This is a genomic window from Gordonia sp. NPDC003376 (genome assembly GCF_053589235.1).
The window spans coordinates 195171-212361 of record NZ_JBSFRM010000007.1 but is presented as its reverse complement, the minus strand read 5'-3'; the positions used below and the strand labels follow the sequence as shown (position 1 = coordinate 212361).

At 69.1% G+C, this 17191-nt stretch carries 14 protein-coding genes, 1 pseudogene and 1 other annotated feature; all 15 genes and pseudogenes read right to left on the bottom strand.

From position 1 onward, the window contains the following. Positions 1 to 276, bottom strand: a pseudogene (locus ACWDUA_RS10320) (IS3-like element ISPfr13 family transposase); the annotation flags it as partial. Further along, positions 181 to 315: a sequence feature (AL1L pseudoknot), on the bottom strand. Its footprint overlaps the pseudogene before it by 96 nt. Continuing rightward, complete coding sequence (locus ACWDUA_RS10315; protein ID WP_449750913.1) at positions 273 to 584, bottom strand: transposase; 312 nt, start codon at positions 582 to 584, stop codon at positions 273 to 275. (Overlaps the previous feature by 43 nt.) The gene ACWDUA_RS10315 and the pseudogene ACWDUA_RS10320, both read right to left, overlap by 4 nt. Positions 585 to 602: 18 nt before the next feature. Then, positions 603 to 1070 (bottom strand): hypothetical protein, encoded by a 468-nt coding sequence (locus tag ACWDUA_RS10310; RefSeq protein WP_449750912.1) that lies wholly within the window; start codon positions 1068 to 1070, stop codon positions 603 to 605. 904 nt (positions 1071 to 1974) lie between these two features. Continuing rightward, a complete protein-coding gene (locus tag ACWDUA_RS10305; RefSeq protein WP_449750911.1) occupies positions 1975 to 3465 on the bottom strand; it encodes an NAD(P)H-hydrate dehydratase in 1491 nt (496 codons plus the stop codon). A gap of 6 nt (positions 3466 to 3471) precedes the next feature. After that, positions 3472 to 5334 (bottom strand): glutamine--fructose-6-phosphate transaminase (isomerizing), encoded by a 1863-nt coding sequence (gene glmS / locus ACWDUA_RS10300; protein ID WP_449750910.1) that lies wholly within the window; start codon positions 5332 to 5334, stop codon positions 3472 to 3474. Positions 5335 to 5340: 6 nt separating this feature from the next. Next, positions 5341 to 6231, bottom strand: a complete 891-nt coding sequence (locus ACWDUA_RS10295) for a dienelactone hydrolase family protein (RefSeq protein WP_449750930.1) — start codon at positions 6229 to 6231, stop codon at positions 5341 to 5343. 61 nt (positions 6232 to 6292) lie between these two features. Continuing rightward, the gene (locus ACWDUA_RS10290) at positions 6293 to 6553 is read right to left on the bottom strand and encodes a hypothetical protein (protein ID WP_449750909.1); all 261 of its coding nucleotides are present in this window, start codon (positions 6551 to 6553) and stop codon (positions 6293 to 6295) included. Beyond that, the gene (locus tag ACWDUA_RS10285) at positions 6550 to 7668 is read right to left on the bottom strand and encodes a hypothetical protein (protein ID WP_449750908.1); all 1119 of its coding nucleotides are present in this window, start codon (positions 7666 to 7668) and stop codon (positions 6550 to 6552) included. The genes ACWDUA_RS10290 and ACWDUA_RS10285 overlap by 4 nt, the downstream gene beginning before the upstream one ends. Beyond that, positions 7665 to 7991, bottom strand: coding sequence for a hypothetical protein (locus ACWDUA_RS10280; protein ID WP_449750907.1), 327 nt, complete (start codon positions 7989 to 7991; stop codon positions 7665 to 7667). The genes ACWDUA_RS10285 and ACWDUA_RS10280 overlap by 4 nt, the downstream gene beginning before the upstream one ends. A 454-nt stretch (positions 7992 to 8445) precedes the next feature. Beyond that, positions 8446 to 9162: an HAD family hydrolase gene (locus ACWDUA_RS10275; RefSeq protein ID WP_449750906.1), complete on the bottom strand. Its 717-nt coding sequence runs from the start codon at positions 9160 to 9162 to the stop codon at positions 8446 to 8448. A 2-nt stretch (positions 9163 to 9164) separates the two neighbouring features. Next, positions 9165 to 10496 (bottom strand): phosphoglucosamine mutase, encoded by a 1332-nt coding sequence (gene glmM / locus ACWDUA_RS10270; RefSeq protein ID WP_449750905.1) that lies wholly within the window; start codon positions 10494 to 10496, stop codon positions 9165 to 9167. 1 nt (position 10497) lies between these two features. Further along, positions 10498 to 11088 carry a 30S ribosomal protein S9 gene (rpsI, locus tag ACWDUA_RS10265; protein WP_449750904.1) on the bottom strand — a complete coding sequence of 197 codons (591 nt, stop codon included), beginning with the start codon at positions 11086 to 11088 and terminating at the stop codon, positions 10498 to 10500. Beyond that, a complete protein-coding gene (gene rplM / locus ACWDUA_RS10260) occupies positions 11085 to 11528 on the bottom strand; it encodes a 50S ribosomal protein L13 (protein WP_020791917.1) in 444 nt (147 codons plus the stop codon). Before rplM ends, rpsI begins: the two co-directional genes overlap by 4 nt. 170 nt (positions 11529 to 11698) lie before the next feature. Continuing rightward, on the bottom strand, positions 11699 to 13012 hold the full coding sequence (locus ACWDUA_RS10255; protein ID WP_449750903.1) for a type VII secretion-associated protein: 1314 nt from the start codon (positions 13010 to 13012) through the stop codon (positions 11699 to 11701). Positions 13013 to 13038: 26 nt separating this feature from the next. Next, the gene (eccCa, locus tag ACWDUA_RS10250) at positions 13039 to 17172 is read right to left on the bottom strand and encodes a type VII secretion protein EccCa (RefSeq protein WP_449750902.1); all 4134 of its coding nucleotides are present in this window, start codon (positions 17170 to 17172) and stop codon (positions 13039 to 13041) included. Positions 17173 to 17191 lie beyond the last annotated feature (19 nt).

The window sequence follows — 17191 nt, the reverse complement described above, 5'->3', positions numbered from 1 at the left end:
CAGGCACGTCCGGTGCAGCAGAGCACGCATCTTCTCACGCCCGTACAGCCCTTCGGGCGTCAGCCGACGCCGCCCACGATCATCGGTCCGCCAAGCGATATCACGAATCCTGTCCACCGTCACCGCATCGGAATGGGTGCGTCCGGCAGGCCGACGCGACCGCCAGGCCCGATAGGTGCGTGCGGCGATCTGACAGCCCTGCTCAGACAGGGCTCGGCAGATCGACTCGACCGCAACACCTTTGGTACGCATCTCATCAATGAAGCTGATGATCATCGATTGCGGGGGTCGAGTTCCCCCACGAAGAAAGACGTCGCCGCTTTCAACACCTCGACGTCCTCACGCAACCGCTTGTTCTCGGCCTTCAAACGCTTCAGCTCGGCGAGCTCGGCACTGCTGGCCCCGGGCCTCCGGCCCCCATCGACCTCGGCCTGCACCGCCCACCGGCGCACCGTCTCTTTACTCACTCCGAGTTTCTTCGCGATCGCTGCAGCTGCTGCCGTCGTCGACGAGTACTCCCCGCCATGCTCGGCCAACATCCGTAACGCACGAGCCTTGACCTCGGGATCAATGTTCTTCGGCATGTGCTCATCCTTCCTGACTCAAAAGGAAGCGGCACGAAACCCCGGGGGATTCACCCCCGACAACACCTGCGCCAACAGATCACCCTCAAAGATCGCCCACGTCTCGGCATCCGGAGGTTCCCCGGCACGCATCCCGATCTGATTCAGCCCGCGCACGATCGCATCCACATGCTCACCCGAGATCGCCCCGTCAGCAGCATGGTTCACAGTGCGCTCCACCACCGCCGAGGTCCCGATCCGCTGCAACCGCGCAGCGACGGCGGGCGCGAACCCCATCTCGATCAACAAGGCGATCGGTTTGTGTCCATGCTTCTGCGCCACCCGGAGCCGATCCAAGTGCCCGGCCCCGGCAGCAGCCAGCGCATCGATCACATTCCTGATGGTGACCAGTGTCTGCATGTCCGCGAAGACGACCTGCCCGGTCTGATCGTCGTCGAAACGACAATTGGTGAGTGTGTCGAGAATGGTGTCCAGTTCCCCCTGCATGCGTTCTATTCTAGCGAACGTATAGGCGAAGAGCGGTCGAATTGTCAAGTCGATCAGTATTTGTGGATAACGTGGGTCGGCTGTTCACTGTGGGGGTTGGGGTTCACCTGTGGGGTTGTTGGGGACATCGTTGGCTGTGGAGATTTCGACTCGGGTCCTCGCGATGCTCGGTCCCGGCTCGATCAGCAACGGGCTGTTGGTGGTTGAGCCGATGAGGAGCAGAGCGACGAGGCGTGTCGAAACCTCCGGCGGCCGAGTTCGTCACCGTGACCACCTTGGAGGTGGTTACGCATCCGACGTTGGCTGGGGAGATTTCGACTCGGGTCCTCGCTTCGCTCGGTCCCGGCTCAATCACCGTTCGGGACTATCCCACTCAATCGGCAAGAGCCGGTTGGTGGTTGAGCCGACGAGGAGCGCAGCGACGAGACGTGTCGAAACCCCTGCCGGCCGACCTCGTCACCGTGACCACTCCGGAGGCGGTCACCACCCGACGTCGGCTGCGGAGATTTCGACACGGGTCCTCGCGATGCTCGGTCCCCGCTCAATCATCGTTCGGGGGGGTCGTCGCGATGCTCGGTCCCGGCTCAATCAGCAAGAGGCTGTTGGTGGTTGAGCCGACGAGGAGCGCAGCGACGAGGCGAGTCGAAACCTCTGTCGGCCGAACTCGCCGGCGTAACCACCTCGGAGGCGGTCACCACCCGACGCCGGCTGCGGAGATTTCGACACGGGTCCTCGCTCCGCTCGGTCCCGGCTCAATCATCGTTCAGGGGTCCTCGCTCCGCTCGGTCCCGGCTCAATCATCGTTCAGGGGTCCTCGCTCCGCTCGGTCCCGGCTCAATCATCGTTCGGGGGTCCTCGCGATGCTCGGTCCCGGCTCAATCAACGTTCGGGGCGAATCGCTCAATCAGACACTGGCCGTTGATGGTTGAGCCGACGAGGAGCGCAGCAACTCCCGGATGGTCGGGCGAAGTGCGGCAAGCAGATCCGATGCCCCGATCGGCGCACCGGCTGCGGCGTTCCGCGCCGCGTGGGCATGCACACGGGCCGCGGCTGCCCCCGCCCAGATCGGGGGAAGTCCGGCGGCCAGGAGCGAACCGGCGATCCCGGACAGCACGTCTCCGGCACCGGCCGTGGCCGCCCACGAGGATCCGGCATCGTTTCCGAACACGGTGCCGTCAGCCTGGGCCACAAGGGTGATCCGCCCCTTCAACAGCACGGTCGCACCCCATCGTCTCGCGAGCCCGGCGACGGCGGACAGGCGGTCGTCGCCGACGGGTTCGCCGGAGAGACGGGCGAATTCACCGGCGTGCGGGGTCAGGAGGGTCGGTGCGTCCCGGCCGATCACGAGGTCGGGGTGCGCGGACAGCACCGTCAACGCGTCGGCGTCGACGAGTACCGGCAGGTCGGTGGCCAGGACCGCCCGCAACCGCTCGAATGCGGCGTCGTCGGTCCCGGCGCCGGGACCGATCACCCACGCCTGCACCCGGCCCGCCTCGGAGAGTTCCGGAACCGCAACCACCTCCGGGCGGTGTGCCACGACCTCGGCATGCGCCGAACCGATGTAGCGCACCATCCCCGACGTGGCGGCCACCGCGGCGCCGGTGGACAGGATCGCCGCCCCCGGGTAGCGATGTGAACCGGCGATCACGCCGACCACTCCCTGGGTGTACTTGTCGTCGTGGGCGCCCGGGATCGGCCATGCCGCAGCGATGTCGGCGTCGGTGAGTTCCTGCAACCGGACCGCCCCCGACGCGTACTCCTGCGTCACCTTCGGATCACCCTCGGCATCGGCGGGAAGCCCTATGTCCACCAGCACGATTCGCCCGCACTGCGGTCCGGCGAGCAGATGCGCGCGACGGCGCACGCCGAATGTCACCGTGATGTTGGCACGCACCGCGGGGTCGTGCACCAGGCCGGTGTCGGCATCCACCCCGGAGGGCAGGTCCACGGCGACGACGATCGTCGACGGCGCCACCGAGGCGAACACCTCTGCGGCGGCCGGCCGCAGCGGTCCCCGACCGCCGATCCCGACGACTCCATCGATCACGACGTCCAGGCCGCCGGGAAGCGCGGTACCGACCCGGCCACCGGTCGACCGGAAAGCGTTGAGCCCCTTCCGATGAGCCTTGTCGGGCGCCAGCAGCACCGCCGTTGCGCGGATGCCACGGCGCGCCAGCTCGGCGCCCGCGAACAGGGCGTCACCACCGTTGTCACCGGCGCCGACAACGATCCCCACCGTACGGCCGTAGCAGCCACCGGTGGCGTCGAGATGCGCCGCCACCACCTGCGCCACACCGTGGGATGCCCGACGCATCAGAGTGCCGTTGGCGAGCAGTTCACCGGTGGCCCGCTCGGCCACACGAACCTGTTCTGCGGTGAGAAGGCTGACCGGCATGGCGGGCTACTCGACCGTGACCGACTTGGCGAGGTTACGCGGCTTGTCCACGTCGTATCCGCGGGTCTGGGCGACCGTCGCGGCGAACACCTGCAGCGGCACCGTCGACACCAGCGGCTGCAGCAGCGTCGGGGTGCTGGGGATCGGGATGAAGTGGTCGGCGACCGCCTGGGCGGCCAGGTCGTCGGCTTCCGAGATGACGATGGTGCGCGCACCGCGCGCCTGGATCTCGCGGATGTTGGACACCATCTTGGAGTGCAGCAAGGCACGCCCGGCCGGGGAGGGCATCACGATGATCACCGGCAGGCCGTCCTCGATCAGGGCGATCGGGCCGTGCTTGAGCTCACCGGCGGCAAACCCCTCGGCATGCATGTACGCGAGCTCCTTGAGCTTGAGCGCACCCTCGAGCGCCACCGGATATCCGACGTGCCGGCCGATGAACAGCACGGTGTTGTGGTGGGCGAGCGAGCGGGCCAGTTCACGGACCGGCTCCATGGTCTCGAGAACCTCGCGCACGACCTCGGTCATCGATTCCATCGCCGCGAACTCGCGGGCCACCTCGTCGGCGTACTTGGTGCCACGCGCCTGTGCCAGGGCCAGACCGACCATGTAGGCGGCCGCGATCTGCGCCAGGAAGCACTTGGTGGACGCGACGCCGATCTCCGGGCCGGCGTGGGTGTAGAGCACCGCGTCGGACTCACGCGGGATCTGCGCACCGTTGGTGTTACAGATCGCCAGGACGCGGGCCTTCTGGTCCTTCGCATGCCGGACGGCCTCCAGCGTGTCGGCGGTCTCGCCCGACTGGGAGATCGCCACAACCAGCGTCGATCGGTCGAGCACCGGGTCGCGGTAGCGGAACTCGCTGGCGAGCTCCACCTCGACGGGCAGCCGGGTCCAGTGCTCGATGGCGTACTTGGCGAGGAGGCCGGCGTGGTAGGCGGTGCCACAGGCGACGACGAAGACCTTGTCGACATCACGCAGGTCGTCGTCGGTGAGACGCTGCTCGTCGAGGACGATACGGCCGCCCTCGAGGTGGCCGAGCATGGTGTCGGCCAGTGCTGCGGGCTGCTCGGCGATCTCCTTGAGCATGAAGAAGTCGTGGCCGCCCTTCTCGGCGGCGGCGAGATCCCAGTCGATGTGGAACGGCTTGCCCTCGCGGGGCTCCTGATCGAAGTCGGTGATGGTGTAGCTGTCGGCGGTGATCACGACGACCTCGTCATGGCCGAGCTCGACGGCATCACGGGTGTGTTCGATGAAAGCGGTGACGTCCGACGCGACGAACATCTCGCCGTCGCCCACACCGACGACCAGCGGCGTCGACCGGCGCGCGGCGACGATCGTGTCCGGGTGGTCGGAATGGGTGAAGACCAGGGTGAACGCACCGTCGAGTCGACGCAGTGCCGCATAGGCGCTGGCCACGAAGTCACCGGCGGTCGCGCCCTGTGCGTATTCACGCGCGATCAGGTGGACTGCGGTCTCGGTGTCGGTGTCCGACGCGAACTCGACGCCCTCGGCCTCCAGCTCGGCACGCAGCGGCGCGTAGTTCTCGATGATCCCGTTGTGGACCACCGAGATCTTGCCGTCGAGACTCACATGCGGGTGGGCGTTGCGATCGGTGGGCTGACCGTGTGTCGCCCACCGGGTGTGTCCCATGCCGGTGCTCCCGGTCAGCGACTCCCGGCCGACCGTGGCGATCTGCTTGTCGAGATTCTCCAGCCGACCGGCCTTCTTCTCGATCGCGGTGTGACCTTGTCCGTCGAGGATCGCCACACCGGCCGAGTCATAACCGCGGTACTCCATGCGCCGCAGCGCTTCGACCACGATGTCGAGGGCGTCGCGTCCCCCCACGTATCCGACGATTCCACACATAAGTCGTCAGGGTACCGGGATTTCTGCAGCGGCCTTGCCACGCCGCTTGCGGGGTTTGGCACCGAGCAGTGCCGACACGTGATCCAATTCTCCCTCCGGGGTGACCTCGGGGTCCACGACCAGCGTCTTTCCGATGACCGCGGTCGGATCGGCGAATCCCGCGTAGTCCTTGTCCAGGGTCAGCGAGTGCAGCAGGAACCCGGTGAGCAACGCCCTCACCTGGGTGTGGGTCAGCTTGTCGGCCCCGTTGAGGCCGATGAGCGATTTCACCGTGCGGCGCTCGAGCAGTCCTCGGCTGCTCGCGCCGGGCAGGGTGCGCAACACCACATCGCCGCCGTAGGCGCGGGCGAGGGGGCGGGCGTTGGCGTCGACGGTGTCGACCGCGAGAGGCGAGGCCAGGATCAGCCCCGGCGCCGTCACCGTCCCGGCGGCCGGCTCGAGCACCGGCGTGGTCGGCGACGGGAACAACGCCACCACGGCCTTGGCCTCGATGGCCGGCTGACCGGCCACCACGCCCGTCGACGCGGCGATCACCGCGGCCGATGCACCGAAACCGTGGCCCACATAGCCGACGCGACGGGGGTCGACGGTGATACCGCCGTCGCCGAGTGGCGCATGCGACACCACCGACAACGCGCCACGGAGCTCGCCGGCGTATCCGACGTCCGACGGCATCAGGCCGCGCTGCCCGTCCGGGGCGGCGACCACGATGCCCCAGGAGGCCAGGTGACAGAGGAGGTCGCGATAACGGCTGCTCCCGGTGAGCCAGTGATGGCCGAAGGCCACCGCGGGCAGTCGGGTCCCCTCGGCCGGCGCGAACACCCGGCCGTCCATCCCGACGATCCCGAGGTTGCCGGACAGCACCCGGTGCGGACCGCGTCGGGCCAAGGTCTTCATGAGCTTGGCCGGAGGCTTCGACGGCTTCTTGGAACCACTTGTGCCGAACACGTCACACAGCCTATTCCGAGTGGCGCCCGCGGTGGGGACTGGCCTCGGCCACGTCGGCGGGGAGCAGTATTCGCGGGGTGGGACTGTCGCATGCGTCGGCGACCGTCTCGAGGTCGGCCCGTAGCTGTGCGGTGACGTCGGCGGTGGCCTGCCGGTGGTGGTCGGCGACCTCGGAGAGCCGACGCTGGACGGCGCTGAACTCCCTCGACGCCGTCGCCAGTCCGGTGATGGCGGCGCGGGCGATCTGTTCGATCTGGTCGGCGGCGTTCATTGGTCACCGGCGAGCGCGAGGTCGGACCGGGGCGAGACCGGGTCGGGAACCGCCGGTTCAGACTGTGACGTCGGCTCGGGCGCACCGGGTGCGGTGGACTCGGGTGCAGCAACATCGGATGCGGTGGAATCGGATGCGGGCGGGGTGGGTGGGGTCGCCGGGATCGTCCTGGCGTCGGCGGTGGGTTCATCGGTGGCCCCTCCGGCCGGAAGGCCGGGACCGTCACCCGGAGACCCGGTGCGCCACGGAGCGGGCTCGCCCGACGGCGCAGTATCCGAACTCGCAGCATTCGGCGACGACCCGTCCGCCGACAGGGTGAACGGCACATCCGCGGCGGGCGCGACTTCGACCGGATGCGCGATGGGATTCTCGGGCACGCCGGCCCGGCCCGGGTCGACTCCTGCGGCGCGGCGCTCGGCGTGCGGGTCGTCTGCCGGCCCGGGATGTGCGGCCGCGATCCCCTGACCGCGTGGGGCGGCGGCATCACCGGATTCCCAGGTGTCCGCCGTCCGCGACAGGACCGACAGAATGCCGCCGATCCCAAGCTGTGCAGATTCGGAAGCCTTGCGCAACAGCGTGATCCGGGAACCGATGTCATCGATGACCACCTCCGGCGGGATCTGGCCGGTCAGCACCCGGGTGGGGATCTCGGGCACCGGGACACCGGCCACGAGGGGACTCGAGAGACGCGCCACGGTGAGGTACCAGGTGCGCAGGATCTGGTCGATGCCCGCCGCCGCGGCGTTCGCCGCATCCGACATCGACCGCAGCGCATGCAGGTCGGCCTCGGCCCGGCGTTGATGTTCGATCACCAGCCCGAGCATCACCTGACCGGCCTCCGAGACCCAGCCGCCGTCGAGGCGCACCTGTTGTTCGGGCAGCCGATGCAGCCGGTCGGCGACGGCACGGTGCGCGGATGCCAGTCGACGGGCGTCGGCTGCGAGACCGGCGACGTCGACACCGCCGACGGAGGTGAGCATCGACCGGATCTCGTCGTCACCGGGCACGTGAACACCGAGCAGGCGACCCACCCCGAGTACCCCGACCAGTTCCTCCACTCCACGGATGGCCTGATCACGCAGCGCGGCAAGGGAATCGACGGCGGGGGTGGTCATGGCCGGGCCTGCAGACCCGAGCGCAGCACCTCGGCGGCCCCGTCGTCGGCGGCCACCACATGCTCCACGCCCCGACCGAGCAGGGCCGCCAGGGACGACGCGGATGCAGCCTGCACGCGGAGCCGCTCGGCGAGGGTCGCCGCGGTGTGCGCGAACCGTCGGCCGAGCTCGTCGTGGTCGGGGCCACACCAGGCCCCGAACTCGCCACCGCCGAGGTCATCGGCCGCCGCACCGACCACCTGTGCGAGCCGCCGGTAGTAGCCGACGACGGCCGTCACCTGATCGACGTCCATCCGTATGTGTGACCCGTCGGGACCCGTCATCCACGCCCCTCCCCTGGACACCGCCCCCACAGGCGGTCATGACATGGGTCACAGACTAGTGCCCGGGTCCGACACTCACCGGCCGAAAGCCGATCACTCACAGGCGGGCATCGTCGTACACAGGGAACCCATGCCGCGCCCACGAGGGCACCCGCCGTGGTAGACGGCGCCGTGGGTTCCGGCGAGGTGCCGCGCCCACGCCGGGAACAGGAGACCGGCCCACTGCGGACGACGTGCTCGGTGACCGGTTGAACAGGACGAACCCGCGACAGCACGGCCAACCGGCCGTCGAGCCTCAGGTGCAGCCTGCGTCGGGGGTGACCACCGTCGGGGTGGTGGCGTCGGCGTGCCCGGCCGGCGGAGGTCTTCCCCACGACTTGTCGCTGCGCTGCCCGTCGGATCGACCATCGTCGTCACTGCGCCGACAGGTGATCGGCAAAGTCGGCCGGCGGGATCAGCCCGCTGCGGGGATGGCGACACCGTGTGCCGCGACCGCCGACAGCAGCGCCGTCGGACGCTGAGCCACCGCGCCGTCGTGAACGAGCTCGAAAGCGCATCCGAGGGCACGCGATCCGCCGTCGGCGTGCTCGCTGTCGCCGATCATCAGCGCCTGTTCTGGTGGTACGCCGAGCCTGTCGAGGGCGGCGCGGAAGATCCGCGGGTCCGGCTTGATCACACCGACCTCGTACGACAGCGCCCACGCCCCCACGTGACCGGTGAGGCCGTGCAGTGCGAGGACCTCACGGAGGTCGAAGGCGATATTGCTGACGACTCCCACCGGAATACCCAGTGCGGCAAGGCCGGAGAGCACGGTGGCGGTGTCGGGAAACGGGACCCAGGAGTGCGGGTCGAGGATCCGGGCGTACAGCTTCTCGGCATGTCCAGGAACACGCAGACCCGACTCCCGCAGCACGGCCAGATACGCCTGGCGATGCTTCGCGGGATCGAGATCGCGCTGCTCCCAGGCGATCCGGTCCTCGTCCGACAGATCTGCGGGCATCCCGACCGGCTGCGTCATGCGCCGGATCAGGTCGGCCTGCGCATCGACATGCAGCGGCCGGCCCTGCTCGTCATGGAGTCCCGCGAACCACTCGTCGCGGGCCTCGAACCGGAAGAGGGTGCCGGAGAAGTCGACGAGGACGGCACCGGGGACCGCGGATTCCACGGCCATGGTCACTCCCCGACGGTCGCGACGACACCCGCCACGCGCTCGGCGATCCCGAGTGCCAGTTCCGGGGTGGGGGCCTCCACCATCACGCGGACCAGTTGCTCGGTTCCGGAGGGCCGCAACAGGATTCGACCGGTCTCACCGAGTTCGGTCTCGGCCTCGGCCACCGCGTCGGTCACCGATTGCGCTTGCGCAACCGCGTGCTTGTCGGCGACGCGCACGTTGATCAGTTCCTGTGGCAGGACGGTCACGATCGACGCGAGATCGGCCAGACGGCTCGAGTTCTCCACCATCTCGGCCATCAGCAGCAGTCCGGTGAGGATGCCGTCTCCGGTGGTTCCCGAACCGGGCACCACGATGTGGCCGGATTGTTCCCCGCCGAGCGAGTAGTCGCCGCGACGCAGCTCCTCGAGGACGTAGCGATCGCCGACGGAGGTGGTGCGCAACGTGATCCCCGCCTCGCGCATCGCGATGTGCAGACCGAGGTTGCTCATCACCGTCGCGACCAGCACGTCGTCGTGCAGCAGGCCCTTCCGGTGCATCGCCGACGCCAGGACGGCCAGGATGTGGTCACCGTCGACGAGTCCGCCGGTGGAGTCGACGGCCAGACAGCGGTCGGCGTCACCGTCGTGGGCGAGCCCGAGGTCGGCGCCGTGTTCGAGCACCGCGGCCTGCAGCTTGTCCATGTGAGTGGACCCGCACCCCTCGTTGATGTTGATGCCGTCGGGGTCGGCGTAGATCGGGATGACCGTGGCGCCGGCCGCGGCATACACATGGGGTGCCACCGTGGAGGCGGCGCCGTTGGCGCAGTCGACCACCACGGTCAGTTCGTCGAGGCGCACGTCGATCGCCGCGGCGAGGTGGCGTGCGTACCGTTCCTCGGCGTCGGGGGCGTCGAGCAGGCGACCCACGTCACCGCCGGTCGGGCGCGCCGGGTTCTCGACGGCCATCGCGGCCTCGATCTGGTCTTCGACATCGTCGTCGAGCTTGTGCCCGCCGGCGCCGAAGAACTTGATGCCGTTGTCCGGCATGGGATTGTGGGACGCCGAGATCATGACGCCGAAGGCGGCGCCGTAGTCGGCGGTCAGAAAGGCGATCGCCGGAGTGGGTAACACACCCACCCGGATCGCGTCGACACCCGCGGCGGCCAGGCCTGCGCACACCGCGGCCTCCAGCATCTCGCCGGAGGCACGGGGATCGCGGCCCACGACCGCACGGGGTCGGGTACCGGTACCGAGAACGACCGCGGCGGCCGAGGCCAGGCGCAACGCGAGCTCGCAGGTGAGCTCGGAGTTGGCCAGGCCTCGGACGCCGTCGGTTCCGAAAAGGCGTGACAAGTCAGCGCTTGGAGTACTGCGACGCCTTGCGGGCCTTCTTCAGACCGTACTTCTTGCGCTCGACCGCACGCGGGTCGCGGGTGAGGAAGCCGGCCTTCTTCAGGGCCGGGCGGTCCTCCGGGGTGACCTCGATGAGGGCACGGGCGATCGCCAGACGCAGTGCACCGGCCTGCCCCGAGGGGCCACCACCGACGAGGCGTGCGTGGATGTCGAAGGACTCGGTCCGCTCGACGGTGACCAGCGGGGCCTTGATCAGCTGCTGGTGCACCTTGTTCGGGAAGTAGTCCTCGATGGTGCGGCCGTTGAGGCGGAAGTCACCGGTGCCGGGCACCAGGCGGACTCGCACGACGGCCTCCTTGCGGCGGCCGACGGTCTGGATCGGGCGGTCGAGGATGACCGGTCCGCGATCGGCGACGGCGTCGTCGTCGGCAACGTCGGCGTCGTAGTCGTCGGTGGCCTCCTCGACGGCCTCGACAGCCTGCTCGACAGCGGTCTCGGCGGCAGCGGTGTCGTCACCGGCATCGGCCTGGACCTCGGCAGCATTTTCCGCGGCGGCCTCCACGGCCTCGTCCGAAATGTTCTCGTTGGTCACTGGGCCACCTGCTTGATCTCGAAGGGGACGGGGCGCTGGGCCGCGTGGGGGTGGTTCGGGCCGGCGTAGACCTTCAGCTTGGAGGCCATGGCGCGTCCGAGCTTGGTGTGGGGAAGCATGCCCTTGATGGCCTTCTCCAGGACGCGCTCGGGGTGCGACTCGAGGAGCTCGGCGGTGGTCTGGGCCTTCAGGCCGCCCGGGTGACCGGAGTGGCGGTAGTTGAGCTTGGTCTGCGCCTTGTTGTTGGTCAGCGCGACCTTCTCGGCATTGATGATGACGACGAAGTCGCCACCGTCCATGTGGGGGGCGTAGGTGGGCTTGTGCTTGCCGCGGAGCAGGTTCGCGCTCTGCACGGCCAGCCGGCCGAGCACCACGTCGGTGGCGTCGATGACATGCCACGTGCGCGTGATGTCACCGGCCTTCGGGGTGTAGGTAGACACAGTTGGTCCTTCAACTCTTGTCGACGGTGCTGGTCAGATGCGATGGCAGAGAAACTCCCGGCGACCAGTGGGGACCCGGGACTCGACTACCCGGCACATCACGAGGACGACCGGGTGCCACGCACCAGCGATCCAGAGTACGGGATCGCCCGGTTCAGGGTCAAAATGCCTCAGCCGGGGCCGATCCGCACCGACGCCACCGCCTCGGCGCACGGCCCGTCGACCGTCTCCGCGCCGGTCCCGCCCTGGCACCCGACACTCACCTGCAGATCGTCGTCGACCAGGACGTACCAGCGGATCGGCGCCCCCGACACCGGGGCCTCGCGATAGCTGATCACATCCCGCCCGGCATAGCGCGTGGACGGCGAGAACTCGGTGACGACATCGTCGCCGCGCTGCCGGATCCGGTTGTGCAGGCTGGTGGCCACCGTGGCCGCCGTCGACCCGGCCCGCACGGGGCTCTGCACCAGCAGGATGCGGGTGCCGTCGTCACCGGCGGTGAACACGGTGCGGGTCTGGGTTCCCGAGCCCGTCGCCCCGGACGGTGCCGGCGGATCGCTGCGATGCCAGCCGCCGGGCACGGTGAGCGTGGTGCGCCCCACCGTCACCTGGTCGATGCGCGGCGCGGACGGCCCATCGTGCTGCCTGATCCCCACCGCGGCCGCGAGGGCGGCCACTGCGGTCGCGCATGCGGCGGCCACCCAGATCCATCGGAGCCTCCGTGACGCCGCGGGCTCGGCAGCCGGGTCGGAGACGAGGTCGGCACCGGAGGACGCCCGCCGGGTACGTCCACCCCAGCGCGAGATCAGCCCCGGGTCCACCTCGAGGATCCGGCCGGCCACCGTGTGATGTCCGATCACGTCGGCCGCCGCAGCGCGTTCCCCCGGGTTCGTCCCGTCGACGAACACCACCTCGATACCGTCGTCGACGGCGGACTCCACCTCGGTGCGGTCGGCGCCGGTCTCGGCGAGCGTGACGACGGCGCTCGCCTCGATCGCCCAGTCGCCGCCACTGCGGCGCAGACGCTGCACATCCCACGTCGGCACCGATCCGTCGGGGTACCCGGGCACGTGCGTCGTCTCCACCACCGCACACCGCGACACCGTGGTGTCGGTGTGGCTGCGGGCGATCAACACCACCCGCGGCACGATCTCGATACCGGACGCGACCCGCGCCGCAGCGCGGCGCAGGACACCGGCGCGCACCGCACCCCACGTGCTGGGATGTCCGATGATCAGCGACGCCCCACAAGTCGTCGACCACAGGGTGAAGATCTCGGTCCACTGCTGTTCGACCACCACCGGCACGCCGCCGACGACGATCCGGTCGGCGTCGATCGCGTCCATCAGTCCGGTCAGATCCGGCCCGGGCACATCACCGATCCGGGTGCGGCCGTATCCGAGGTCGATCACGACCGGCCGGGCCGCAGCAGGTGCAGCCGGCGGTGAGACGGGCTCTGTGACAGCCGATCCGGCGTCGGACATCTCGATCACCATGGCGGAACCCGGCGCTACCGCGTCTGCCCTGGGTCCGTCGATCCCACCTGGATCATCTCCTGGACTCGGTTGCGTGACACCAGCTCGCCACGCCCGGGCACCAGTCGTTGCAGTCGGGTGCGGCCGGTGATGTACCCCTCGTCCCGGTCGCCGCTCATGAGCAGCATGTCGCAGGAGAGGTCCTTCAGGCGTGCGATCACCGGGTCGAACATCGCGCGGCCGAGTCCGCCCGAGCGCCGCGCCAGCACCAGATGCATCCCGATGTCGCGGGCGTGGGCAGCCAGATCCAGCAGTGCCAGAAGCGGATTGCCCGACGACGTGGCCACCATGTCGTAGTCGTCGACGATCACGTACACATCCGGTCCCGACCACCAGCTGCGATCGCGGAGCTGGTCGACGGTCAGGTCTTCCGGGGGCAGGCGTCTGGTGAAGTACGCGGCGAGCTGACGCATCATCGTCGTCGCGTTCTCCCCGGTGCTGGCATACCCGGCGAGATGATCTCCGGTGATCACGCTCAGCAGGGTGCGCCGATAGTCCACGAGGACGATCTTGACGTCCTCCGGTGTCGAATTGCCGACCAGCCCGGTCACGATCGCGCGCAACAGTTCGGTCTTCCCGCATTCGACGTCGGCGAAGGCCATGAAGTGCGGCTGGGTGGTGAAGTCCAGGATCACCGGGCTCAGTTCGAGTTCCCCGACACCGATCGCCACCTGGTTCGGCCGCAACTCGACGCCTCCGGCCGCGACCAGTTCGCGCACGTGATCGAGGGAGATCTCGGTGCCGAGCTTGCGGACCGGCATCGCCGCACGATCGTCGTAGGCAGCGCCGAGTGCCGCCACCGCCAGGGACGCCCCGGCCGGCAGGGATGCCGGTGACGGGTCACCGTCGAGGCGCGGCAGCGCGATCAACAGGTGCAGTCCGTCGGGGCTCAACCCCCGGCCGGGCCGGCCATGCGGCACCGTCGACGCCTCGCGCCGCCCGACCTCGGAGTCCATCGCATCGCCGAGCCGGAGTTCGACGCGACTGCCGATCAGGTCTCGCATCGCCGGGCGGACATCGGCCCAGCGGGTGGCGCTGATCACGAGGTGCACACCGTACGACAGCCCCTGGGTGGCGATCGTGGCGATCTGCTCCTCGAGGAAGTCGAGCTCGGAACGCACCACCCCGATCCCGTCGATCACCAGGAAGACGTCCCCGTGCCGATCGTCGGCGAGTGGATCGTCTTCGGCGCACCGACCCGTCGCCATCCAGTCGCGGCGCCGTGTCCGATAGTCGGCCATCGACTCGATTCCCAGTCGAACGAAGCGGGATTCGCGTGCCCGGATGATCGCGGCCACCTCGGCGACGGTGCGCCGCACCGCATCCATGTCGCCGCGGGTGGCAACCGAACCCACATGTGGCAGGGCCGCGACACCGGTGAGTGCGCCACCACCGAAGTCGAGGCCGTAGAACTGCACCTGCTCCGGGGTGTGCGTTGCCGCCGCCGACAGGACGAGACTGCGCAGGGCCGTCGACTTTCCGGTCTGGGGGCCGCCGACCACCGCGACATTGCCTGCGGCCCCGGCCAGATCGAGGACGTGCACGTCGCGACGCTGGTCGAACGGCCGGTCGACGATGCCCATCGCGACCCGCAACGAACCGGTGGTGGCCGGTAGACCGAAGTCCCGGTCACCGACCAGCACGTCGACGGTGGGCGACTCGTCGAGCGGAGGCAGCCACACCTCGTGAGCCTTCGGGCCATGGCCTTCGATCCGGCCCACGAGCGTCTGCAGCAGCGTCGGGACGCCTACGGTCGGTGCGGTGTCGGGGGTCTGCGGTGGGGCCTCGTCGAGCAGCGCCGCCGCGCGGTCGAGGACCGATCCCCCGGCCTCGGGTATCGTGCCGGAAATCGCCTCCGGGGTGACGTGCGAATCGGGGCGGGCCGAGGGTGGGAGGGTGTCCATCGGTACCGGGAGGGCGGTGAACATCCGCATCCGGTGTCGCAGCGCAGGGTCGTACCCCGCATTGCCGGTCGCGGCCCCGGGGATGGTCGCCGGCGAGTGGTACGGCCCCGACACATAGCTCGTGTTGAACCGGACCGGCTCGGCGGCATCGCATTTGAGGTAGGCCGAACCGGGCACACTGGGCAGGTGGTAGGCATCGGGGACACCGAGGACCGATCGGGACTCGTTGGCCGAGAAGGTCTTGAGTCCGATGCGGTACGACAGATGCGAGTCGAGCCCCCGGAGCTTTCCCTCCTCGAGTCGCTGCGACGCGAGGAGCAGATGGATGTGCAGCGACCGGCCGAGCCGCCCGATCGCGACGAAGAGTTCCGCGAAATCGGGTTTCTGCGCGAGCAGTTCGGAGAACTCGTCGACGATGACGAACAGGGCGGGCAGGGGCGCGAGCGGGGCGCCGGCCCGGCGCGCCTGTTCGTATTCGGTGACGTTGGCGAAGTTACCCGCGGCCCGCAACAGTTCCTGGCGTCGGTTGAGCTCCCCCGACAACGCATCCTTCATCCGGTCGACCATCGCGATCTCCTGCTCGAGATTGGTGATCACGGCGGCGACATGCGGACTCCTCTCCAGTCCGAGAAAGGTTGCCCCACCCTTGAAGTCGACGAGGACGAGGTTCAGCTCGGCCGGTGAATGGGTGGCGAGCATGGCCACCACGAGGGTTCGCAGGAATTCGCTCTTGCCGCTACCGGTCGCCCCGATGCACAGGCCGTGCGGCCCCGTCCCGCCGTGTGCGCTCTCCTTGATGTCGAGTTCCACGGTGCTCCCGGCCGGGGTGAATCCGATCGGAACCCGCAGCCGGTCTCGTCCGGTGCGCCCACGCCAGTGGACGGCCGGGTCGAACAGTGCCACGTCGTCGATGCCGAGCAACGCGGGCAGCCCCGGATCGGTGGCGGAGGCCTCGGCGTCGAGGCCGGCCAGACTCGCCTTCGTCGCGGGGCGATAGCGGGCCATCCGACGGGCGACCGCCTCACACTCGGGAACGGTCAGGGTGTCGCCGGAGGCGAACTCTTCCACCCCGAAGGCGCTGCGCGCCGCCACCTTTCCCGCGCCGACCACCAGTTGCAGTCCCCGTCGGGCGGCGGGACCGCCGGCCGGTGCGGTGAGATCGAGCACCGTCACGCCGGCCATCCCGGCGTCGTTCACCAGACGTTCGGTGCCGTCCACCCGCCCGTCGTCGATCACCACCACGAGGTGGTACTGGCCTGCGACCGGTGGAGCCGAACGGCTGAACCGGCCGCGGTCGGCGAGGTCGGCGCCGAGCGACAATTCGAGATCGACCAGCGTCGGATAGATCATCCGGAACGGCCCGACCGCATCGGCGATCGACGGATGACCCACGTGGGGAAGCCATTTCGCCCAGTCCCAGACCTCGCCGGCGGGATCGCGGGTGACGATCGCCACCCGCAGATGGTCGGGACCGTGAAAGGTGCACAACCCGATCAGCATGGCGCGCACCAGTTCCCGGGTCTCCTGCCGCACACCTTCGATGTTGATCGCGGGAAAGCCGCGCAACGAGACGGCGGTGGGGAGCCGATGTACCACCGAGTGGGTCCGGACGAAGCGCCGGAGCGCGACCATCGACACCGGTTCGATGTCCTCGAGTGGACCGGTCTCCGGCGGCATCAGGCGAGTCGCGAGGCGTTGGGTTCCCAGCCCCAGGCGGGCGTGTGCGAAATCGGTGTCGGCGGGCCTGCGTTCCCACATCCGCCGACCGCCGACGACCTCGCGCAGTACCCGCGGATCCGGGTGCGTCCAGGCGAGGGCCGCACGTTGGGCACGAGCGGTATCGGCCACCTCGTCACGCAGTTGTCCCAGATAGCGGAAGTAGTCCTTGCGTTCCTCGTTGAGTTCGGCCGCGCGTTTGCCGCCGCCTCGACCACCGGCCGCGAACATCCCGAACATCGACATCAGCATCATCAGCGGAAACATCATGAACAGCGGGTTGCTGAGGATGTTGCGACCGCCGGTGGCGAACATCATCGCGAGCATGCCGACCACGGCGACGATCATCACCACCGGCAACATCTTCATCAGGAGCCCACCGGGCACCACCCTCGGCACGTCCGGCGGCGGCGCGATGTTCAGCTCACCACCCGGCGTGCGCGGCGGCGTGATGCGCGGCCGCCGCACGAATCCCTCAGTCGTCGTCACCCGTTCCCCCTGCTCGGTC

Excerpts from the sequence above, each read along its gene's own strand:
- ACWDUA_RS10295 (WP_449750930.1), bottom strand. The coding sequence starts at position 6,231 with ATGAAGACCTTGGCCCGACGCGGTCCGCACCGGGTGCTGTCCGGCAAC.
- ACWDUA_RS10275 (WP_449750906.1), bottom strand. The coding sequence starts at position 9,162 with ATGGCCGTGGAATCCGCGGTCCCCGGTGCCGTCCTCGTCGACTTCTCC.
- ACWDUA_RS10280 (WP_449750907.1), bottom strand. The coding sequence starts at position 7,991 with ATGACGGGTCCCGACGGGTCACACATACGGATGGACGTCGATCAGGTG.
- ACWDUA_RS10255 (WP_449750903.1), bottom strand. The coding sequence starts at position 13,012 with ATGTCCGACGCCGGATCGGCTGTCACAGAGCCCGTCTCACCGCCGGCT.
- ACWDUA_RS10290 (WP_449750909.1), bottom strand. The coding sequence starts at position 6,553 with ATGAACGCCGCCGACCAGATCGAACAGATCGCCCGCGCCGCCATCACC.
- ACWDUA_RS10310 (WP_449750912.1), bottom strand. The coding sequence starts at position 1,070 with ATGCAGGGGGAACTGGACACCATTCTCGACACACTCACCAATTGTCGT.
- ACWDUA_RS10305 (WP_449750911.1), bottom strand. The coding sequence starts at position 3,465 with ATGCCGGTCAGCCTTCTCACCGCAGAACAGGTTCGTGTGGCCGAGCGG.
- glmS (WP_449750910.1), bottom strand. The coding sequence starts at position 5,334 with ATGTGTGGAATCGTCGGATACGTGGGGGGACGCGACGCCCTCGACATC.
- ACWDUA_RS10315 (WP_449750913.1), bottom strand. The coding sequence starts at position 584 with ATGCCGAAGAACATTGATCCCGAGGTCAAGGCTCGTGCGTTACGGATG.
- ACWDUA_RS10285 (WP_449750908.1), bottom strand. The coding sequence starts at position 7,668 with ATGACCACCCCCGCCGTCGATTCCCTTGCCGCGCTGCGTGATCAGGCC.